The organism is Metabacillus rhizolycopersici, from assembly GCF_020075705.1.
The window spans coordinates 55,627-64,765 of the sequence record NZ_JAIQUM010000022.1 but is presented as its reverse complement, the minus strand read 5'-3'; the positions used below and the strand labels follow the sequence as shown (position 1 = coordinate 64,765).

Annotated in this window: 5 protein-coding genes; 1 reads left to right on the top strand and 4 read right to left on the bottom strand. The window is 35.7% G+C overall.

What is annotated here, in order from left to right; all coding sequences use genetic code 11:
* Positions 1-903: 903 nt before the first annotated feature.
* On the bottom strand, positions 904-2,190 hold the full coding sequence (locus K9V48_RS11830) for a glycosyltransferase family 2 protein (RefSeq protein ID WP_224139200.1): 1,287 nt from the start codon (positions 2,188-2,190) through the stop codon (positions 904-906).
* A gap of 569 nt (positions 2,191-2,759) precedes the next feature.
* The gene (gene sstT, locus K9V48_RS11825) at positions 2,760-3,998 is read right to left on the bottom strand and encodes a serine/threonine transporter SstT (protein WP_224139199.1); all 1,239 of its coding nucleotides are present in this window, start codon (positions 3,996-3,998) and stop codon (positions 2,760-2,762) included.
* A gap of 943 nt (positions 3,999-4,941) precedes the next feature.
* Here sstT and K9V48_RS11820 point away from each other — a divergent pair.
* Positions 4,942-5,346, top strand: a complete 405-nt coding sequence (locus K9V48_RS11820) for a hypothetical protein (protein ID WP_224139198.1) — start codon at positions 4,942-4,944, stop codon at positions 5,344-5,346.
* Between the two features lie 537 nt (positions 5,347-5,883).
* On the opposite strand, the gene K9V48_RS11815 is transcribed toward K9V48_RS11820, so the two are convergent.
* Both K9V48_RS11815 and K9V48_RS11810 read right to left on the bottom strand, forming a co-directional pair.
* The gene (locus tag K9V48_RS11815; RefSeq protein ID WP_224139197.1) at positions 5,884-7,329 is read right to left on the bottom strand and encodes a PTS transporter subunit EIIC; all 1,446 of its coding nucleotides are present in this window, start codon (positions 7,327-7,329) and stop codon (positions 5,884-5,886) included.
* Entirely contained in the window at positions 7,316-9,019 is a 1,704-nt protein-coding gene (locus K9V48_RS11810) for a glycoside hydrolase family 13 protein (RefSeq protein ID WP_224139196.1), read from the bottom strand. The genes K9V48_RS11815 and K9V48_RS11810 overlap by 14 nt, the downstream gene beginning before the upstream one ends.
* Positions 9,020-9,139: the final 120 nt, after the last annotated feature.

The following is a 9,139-nucleotide window of genomic DNA, read 5'->3' as shown; positions in this document are numbered from 1 at the left end:
TTCTTCATCCCCACTGATGGTTAGCGAGACTTATCGGATCTTTACGGGCAGTTATCTCCCACTTATCTTCTTTGCTTCTCTCGAATCTCGAAGTCGGAGTTTTACTGCCCGTTAAGGTGGGATAAATCCGGCGAGTAGTCTGTACAGTATTTAAAATAAATTCTCTATTCTTAATGTGTAAAATTGTTTATAAATTGTAACTGACTTATCATACCTTCTGATCATATTTCTGCTTTTAACGTTCCAAATGACGCTATTTAAGTATTGTTTTCATCTTTAATTGATAACCATTATTACTTCTAACTTAATGATAATAGTTATCACTAAAAAACACAATAATAAATTTTAAAATACGTATTTAATTTTCAGCATTTTCTGTTTTTTTATAATTAATACTCCGTTAGACCACTAACTATCTTGATCCACATATGTATTTTGAGAATTTCAATTAGCTTTCTTCAGATTATTGAGAAAAGGAAATATTAATTTTCAGATGATGACTTCTAAATTTTTCTTAACAAACGACAAAAAAACCATTTGATCATTTCACATGTGTAAATTGATTAAATGGAGATTCTTCTTATCGCACGATTAAGTTTAACCACTGTCTAATTAAATCCTTTTGCTCAATCCATATTTCTGCACTACAAATTACCATAATCCCGAGACTAAAAATCACTGAAGGTTTCCTATAACAATGAAAAGATGCATAACAAAAATAATATAGAAAGACTCACTATGATTGTATGGGAACATACTATATTTGGATTTGAATAGCTGCTTTTTCAACTGAATTGCGAACATGTTGCACACGCTAACAATCAATGAGTTATAAAGAAAAACCTCCACTGATGGAGGTTCGCTTTACGAACAAAAGTATAACTCATATTCCAAATCGTGTCATTATCGTACTTCATCAACTGATTTCACTACGGTATGAGCAATTGGTTTCCATTCAACATGCTTAAACAAGGCCACGACAGAAATAGGTATATAGGTAAACATAAAAAATGGAAAGGTAAATGTATAAGCAATCTTTTTCCAGCCAGAACAATGAATGTTTCTCCATTCCGTTATGGTCGTAATGAAGCCAAGTATAAACAGGAGTCCATAATACCAACCAGTGGATTTTAACATGGCGATAGTCGTTACATGGATAAGCTCTTTCCCACCAAATAATTCAAAAAAACCAGCTAAGTAGAAGAATCCGTTCACTATCATGCTTAAACTGGAAACGAGCATGGCCGGCATGATCGTCATAGTCATATCGTAGCATGAAAATCTGTTATGCTTTTCTCGAAAAATACTACCAACTAAATCCCGGCCATATTTAGCGAAAACTTGATAGAAACCCTTCGCCCATCGTAATCTTTGATACCAGGATTGGGTAAAGGTGACCGGTTGCTCGTCATAGAACATGGCGCTTTTGCAGTATCCAATCTTTTCGCCTTTAATAATCTGAGCAACAGAAAACTCAATGTCTTCTGTAAGGAGATGGTGGATCCACCCTCCATTGTCTTTGATCAATTCAGCATGTACCAGAAATCCTGTACCAGAAATGGCACAACTGGAGTTAAGAACCATTCTTGGAAGGTTGAGATATTCAGCTTCATGTAGGAACCAGAGTGCGTATCCGGCAGAAATCCAATTCTGGTCATAGTTCTTGGAGTTTCTGTAACTGGTGATGACTCTGTAACCTTGATTGAAAGTTTTGTTCATCTCCGCTATATAGTTCTCATCAAGAAGATTATCGGCATCAAACACAAAATATCCTTCATACTTACTGGATGAATATTCCTTCTCGATGATTTTTATCATAAAGTCGAGAGCATATCCCTTTCCAACCCGATCCGTATTGAAGCGCTCCCTAACGATAGCACCCGCTTTCTTTGCAACCCGGGCAGTGTTATCGGTACAGTTGTCTGCAATAACAAAAATATCAATTAATTCCTTCGGATACTTCTGATTTTTTATACTTTTGATCAGGTGCCCAATAACGAGTTCTTCATTTCGCGCAGCAATGATCACTGCGTATTTTTTTTGATGAACATTCTGTTTCCTAGGTTTAAAATCTTTTTTCGCTTTAAATGCAACAAACATGTATACAAACTGATACGAATACATCAAAGTAAATAATAGGAACATGAGAAAATTAAAATCATTAATAAAAGATGATATAGCCGAGTCCAAGCTGATACCCCCACGAAATTACCATTTTATTTTTGTTTTTGAACATTCCTTCGCTGCCTCCCCAATGACCTACATGATAATCAAAGCTATGCAGAATAAAGTGGCAAAAATTCAAAATCATGCAGCTAAGTCAAGCAGATTCAAAAGAAACTAATCTAGAAAGCTACCATAAGTGTTTTTCCATTTTTTGTTTATTGCACTTAACTAACCTTCACGGACAGTTTAAGTTTACTCCCTAAATAAATCCGACCTTTCCTATTTTCACTGATTTTATACGCCAGTCAACTGGCAGCAAGTACCTATTTTTTTCCTTTAAAGAGCAAGTATATAACAGTTTTCCTAATCATTTATTAAGGTCATGTAAAATTATTGTAAAATTTTTGGTATTCAAAAAATATAAAACTTCTTCACTTTATTGTTTTTTCAACTAAAACTCATAATAGCAATAACAATAAATATCAGCTTATCGATATAATGTTTTTGCTAAACATAAAAAAACTGCACCCCTAAATGTTAGTCGAGCCTAACATTCGGGATGCAGTTCAATCGCAGATAAGCGGATATCTTCTTTATATTGCTTTGCGAATATCTATTTTTTTCCCTTCTTCACGCCACTCTTTAAATTCAGCTGCTGCCGTAAAAAGTACATCCGTGGATGAGTTAAGTGCCGTTTCAAAAGAGTCTTGTAAAACTCCTATGATAAAGCCTACTCCAACTACCTGCATAGCAACATCAGCTGGAATTCCAAATAGGCTACATGCTAGAGGAATCAGTAATAAAGATCCACCTGCGACCCCTGAAGCACCACAAGCACATATAGCTGACACTACACTAAGGATTATTGCTGTAGGAAGATCCACTTGAATCCCAAGTGTATGAACCGCTGCAAGTGTCAAAACAGAAATAGTAACAGCCGCACCAGCCATATTGATCGTTGCGCCTAATGGAATGGATACTGAATAACTATCCTTATCCAAACCTAGGTTTTTACATAATCTCATATTTACAGGAATATTTGCAGCTGAGCTACGTGTAAAGAATGCTGTAATCCCGCTTTCCTTTAAACACTTAAAAACAAGCGGATAAGGGTTTTGTCTTATCACTAGGAACACGATAATCGGATTGACAACCAGTGCTACAAAAATCATGCAACCGATTAAAACGCCAAGTAATTTTCCATAGCTTAGCAACGATTCAATTCCATTTGTCGTAATAGACTCAATGACTAGACCCATGATTCCCAATGGTGCAAGCTTAATTACCCATGTAACCATTTTGGAAACAGCATCTGAAAAATTAGAAATCATCGTTTTTGTCGTATCAGCTGCATTTCGTAAAGCCAAGCCAAGGATTATCGCCCACGCTAAAATACCGATATAGTTCGCATTAAAAATTGCTTTAATTGGGTTATCAACAACGTTTAGCAGTAACGATTTGAGAACCTCTACAATACCACCAGGAGGCGTCACACCTTCAGCACCCTTTACAAGTGTTAAACTTACAGGAAAAATAAAACTTACAATAACAGCGATCAAACCAGCTAAAAAGGTTCCCAAAAGGTATAGGATAATAACTGATTTCATATTCGTTTGATGACCACTCTTATGTTGAGCGATGGCCGACATAACCAAGAAGAGTACCAACACAGGTGCAATCGCCTTCAAAGCACCTACAAATAAAGAACCTAAAATTGTAACAGACTTTGCTGCTTCTGGGATCGTTACAGCCAAGACAATCCCAATAATCAAACCTATCATTATTTGTTTTACCAGACTTAACTGATTCCACTTTTTCAGTATACTTTTCATAAGTATCCCCCAATAATTTAAGATAAATTTATAAACTTGCAAATCGATATACATGAATAATAGATGACTCTTATTAAAAACCCGCCAAGGCTAGTCCGAGAGTTCATCTACTAGAAGTCGTTGCTAATAGATCTCTAGGTGATGAATTTCTCGATGAATTGCCTCACCCTTCACATTCCACCAGACAAAGACATTTGTCTCCTCAATGAAAACTATTATAATAACTTTTTTGATATATTACAATATAATTCTCTTTTTTATGTTGTCGCAACCAATTCTTCCTATAAAGAACAAAAGAAGCACTAGATGCAGTGAGCTTTTTGGTGATGATGGAGAGAGAGGATAATCTATCGAATTTTCTTGAAAATCTATCAACTTTTTAGCTTTATCTATCATTCAGCAATTTTCGACATCCATGCTAGTATCCTCTATTATCACATTTGAATTACCTCCTATATTTTCCAATAATAGATTTGTTTGGAAAATATAAGGAAAACTAACTCATTCTTTTTAATGATTAAAATATTATAGGCCCCTCTCAAATAAGGTTAAAAAGTGGAGAAAATATAAAATCACAATTCAAATAAGTTACTAAAACACAGTAGGATTTTGAGACTAAATAGCACAAAAAGCTTGGATTCACTCCAAGCCCTTTTCGTTTATTCGTAATGCCTTGTTGAACTTAAACAAACGTTTATTTAAGAAGAAAGAACATTTACTATTACTGTATTAAGACATATTCTACATATGGAGCGGTCCCCCTAACTTGTCAATTCAACTTCTAACACATAACTTCCTTTGTTAGCTGAGAATTATCCATTTCGAAATCAATTCGTTGTTCATCTTTCAGCAGAGCAGATGTCTACTATCGTTTTATACATAAAGTACTTTGCCAGGCTATTTACTAACTGGTAAGCTTCAAGAAATGGAGGTGTTGAATAAATTGAAAACAATAGGTTTGATTACTGTATTAATGCTTTTAATTATATCGATCGGGCTTTTTTCTTTTGTTAAATATAATCCACCTTTGGTTATTGGTACAGTTGCTACATCACTTGATGAACATATAGTAATCGTTGGAATAGGAAATAAAGGTGTTAATGATGTTAAGGTTAAAAAGGTGTTAATTAATAACAATGAGGAACCTTCAAAACAAAAGATACAGGTTAGCCATCCGTTAAAAGGCTTTATTATTTCTGATGATTCTAATAGTGAAGCAAGAAATTATCATTTTGTTAATATAGGAGATGTAACAATCCAATCGAACACATCTCCAGCCACACAATTTGCAAAACTAGATAATGGTACTGCTACTGAAAGTGATAAAAGCTATGGATTAACCGTTTAGCGATGATAAAGCGAGACTTCCATCAGTGGGGGGTTCCTTATCCCCCACTGATGGATAGCGAGACTTACCTTAGCTTTTACGGGCAGTTATATCCCCCACCTTCGCCTCTTTTTGATTCACTCAAGCTTAGAGGTGGGGGTATTACTGCCCGTTAATGCGGGATAAAAAAATCAACAAAGTTATTATAAAATATAGTTATTTGGGACTTTCCTTTGAAGAAACTGTCTCCGTTAAATAGTTAAAAACGCTGGGGATTTATCCCGAGCGTTTTTATGTTAAATATATAGTTAGTTACTGTGCTGATTCAGTTTGTAATATTAAACTTTCTCCATAGGTGTATCCGAATCACTTATTACCCAAAGCCCCTTTTTACCTCACCGTTGCGCTAGGCACTCCACATGTGTTAACTATATTCACTACTTTTAAACTACAATAGATAACTGGTTCATGAATTTATAATAAATCACTACCTCATTATCCTCTTTCACATCAATTACCTCGGCTTAATGATGTAATGCCTTTTCATTTTAAAAGATATTAACTCACCTTGCTTAGTTTCTGATCTTGGTCTTCTACCATGACTTCTTTTGGAACTGCAAATAAGTAAGTAATGATAAGTGCAGAAGCAAAGATCAGAATAGAAACCAAGATATAAGCGACTAGCTGATTCCACTCATAAATGTACATTAAAGGAGAAAGAACCACAGCCAAACCATATGAATTTGCTTGGATATTTAATAAGGAAAGAATCGCACCTCCAACAGCGGAACAAGCTATCATAACATAAAGCGGCTTCATGCTATACCTCATAACGACTCCAAACAAGGCCGGTTCACTAACACCTAGTAATTGTGTAGCAGTTGCACTTGCCCCCATAACCTTTATCGTACTTTTTTTCGCTTTAATTGTAATCGCCAAACAAGTACCAGCATTTGCAAATCCGTACATCGCACAAAGAGTAATTAGGGGATTAAACCCAGTATTCGAAAGCAGAGTTGTTTCGATCATGATAAATAAATGATGCATTCCCGTTATAACTGCTAACGGGTAGATAAATCCAATCAACAGTCCGCCAATACCAAGCGGAGCATGGATAAGTTGAGTAACAACTGTTATTAATCCTGTTTCCACAAAATGCAATAAAGGTCCTAAAATGAGTAAACCAGTAATCATCATACATAATAAAACAAAGAAAGGAGTAAAAATTAAATCTAATGCATTCGGCATGACAGCCCTTAACTTCTTCTCAAGCTTTGCCCCAAGGATCCCAACTACTAGAGCCGTTAACACACTACCTTGATAACCAACAATCGGTATGAAGCCGAAAGCAATAATCGGTTCAACTCCACTATTGATGTCTGCTACCGCATACGCATTCGGAAGAGCAGGAGAGACTAGCATTAGCCCAAGTACAAAACCAATGATAGGCATACCGCCAAAATTCCTAAATGCAGACCAACAGATTAGTGCTGGTAAAAAGGCAAAAGCTGTGTCTGTCAGAACGGATATAAGTGTTTGCAGATAACTAGGAATATCATTAATGCTCATGCCCATTAAACCTAAGAGCGCATCACTAAACAACACACCCTTTAACCCAAGGAATAAACCCGTTGCCCCAATGATTGGAATAATAGGAATAAAGATATCGGCCAACGTTCGTACAGCCTTTCTTAGTCCCTTATCCTTTCTATTAGAAGGTGCTTCCTCTTTCGGTTGCTCATCCTCCTGATCAGGCTGGCCCCCTCTTAAGGCGGAGTAGACTTTATTGACCGTACCAGTACCTAAAATGACCTGATATTGACCAGCATTAAAAAATACGCCTTTTACTTCATCAATCTTTTCAATTGCCTCATCATCAATCTTTTCGCGATCTTTAATGGAAAAGCGTAACCTTGTTGCACAATGAACATACGATTCGATATTACCCTCACCAATGACATTAACAATTTCTTTCCCTATACGTTCGTATCTATTTCCACTCATGATGGCTCGCTTCTTTCTTTTGAAGTACTAGTGCTTGATATGGCTTTAAAGACCATTCCTGCTCCGATATCGTTTCTTTTTCTTCTTTGTAATTGTCTAGTAAAACATTATATTTATAATGATCCACTTCGACTTTTTGGCTCTCAGATGAAAAATTGAAATAACAAACAACCTCTTCATCATTCAACTTACGTTTGTATGCAACAATCGTTGGATGCTCTTCTAAAATAGGCTCAATCTCTCCATAAATTAAACAATCGCTTGTCTCACTTGACTGTCTAACTTGAATGATTTTTTTATAAAAGTGTAGGATGGAATCAGGGTCTTGCTCTTGTTGTTCCACATTAATCGTTTTGTAATTCTCGTTCATTCCTAACCAAGGCTTTACTTCTGAGAATCCACCATATCCTTTAGCATTCCAATGAAATGGCGTTCTTGAATTATCACGGCTTCGCAAGTTCATAAAGTGCAATGCTTCTTCTGCACTAAAGCCTTCGTTCATGGAACGATAATACTGATCAATACTTGAAATATCATCAAATTCCTCAATACTTTTTCGTTCAAAATTAGTCATACCAATCTCTTGACCTTGGTAAATAAAAGGTGTACCTCGAAGATAGAAAAACATCGCTCCTAGCATTGTCGCAGAATGGAAATGTCGATTTGCTTCTTCCTTTATATACTTGCTTATTGATCGATTTTGATCATGATTTTCTAGAAAGTTTGCTCCCCAGCCCGCTTTTTGGATTTCCATTTGACTAGTGAAGATTAATTTCTTTAGATCTAATACATTCCAATCGACCCTCTTAAACCACTCACTACCAGAAGCTACATCAAGGTCTGCATATCTAAAATCAAAAATCATTGAAAAGTAGCCATTGTCTCCAATAAAATCACCGTATTGCTCATAAGGTACTCCAGGTGCTTCACCAATCGTCACACAATCATATTTAGAAAATGTTTCTTCTTGTAATTCATGTAAGAAATCTTCAATTCCCGCTTGATTACGAGCCTTCTTTGTACACTTTACAAGTCCATCTACTCCATCAGCAGGGAGGTCATCATAGTTTTGGTCTTTCTTTATAAAAGTTATCGCATCCACTCTAAACCCGGCAATGCCTTTATCTAACCAGTAATTGACCATTTTATATAAATTTTCTCGGACGTGTTTGTTTTCCCAATTTAAGTCAGGTTGCTTAATTCCAAAAGAATGAAAGTAATACTGATCTGTATTATTCAAAGGTTCCCATACACTGCCGCCGAAAACAGAGCGCCAATTAGTAGGAGGTTGTCCGTCTTTACCAGATTTCAAAATATAATAATCTTTATATTTACTTTCTGGGTTCTCTAGTAAATCTTGAAACCATGGGTGTTCATCAGATGTATGATTTATGACTAGATCAAGGACAATCTTAATCCCTATTTCTTTTGCCCTAACAATCAATTCATCCAGATCTTTCATGTCTCCAAACTCTGGATTTAATTGATAATAATCTGAGATATCATACCCGTTATCGGCCATTGGAGATTGGTAAATTGGACAAATCCACACCATCGTAATCCCCAAAGACTGCAAGTAATCTAGTTTTTGGGTAATCCCTTTTATATCGCCTATTCCATCATTATTCGAGTCATAAAAGCTTTTAGGATAAATTTGATAAATAACTTCTTTTTGCCACCACTTCTTCATGTTGTTCCCTCCATTATTGTGTATATTTAAGAGATTTTCTTAGATAATTACGTCTGTTATTTGCATATGGTATCGATTCCATAATCTCTCAAAAAAATATAGCAAGAGATAACGCTAAAA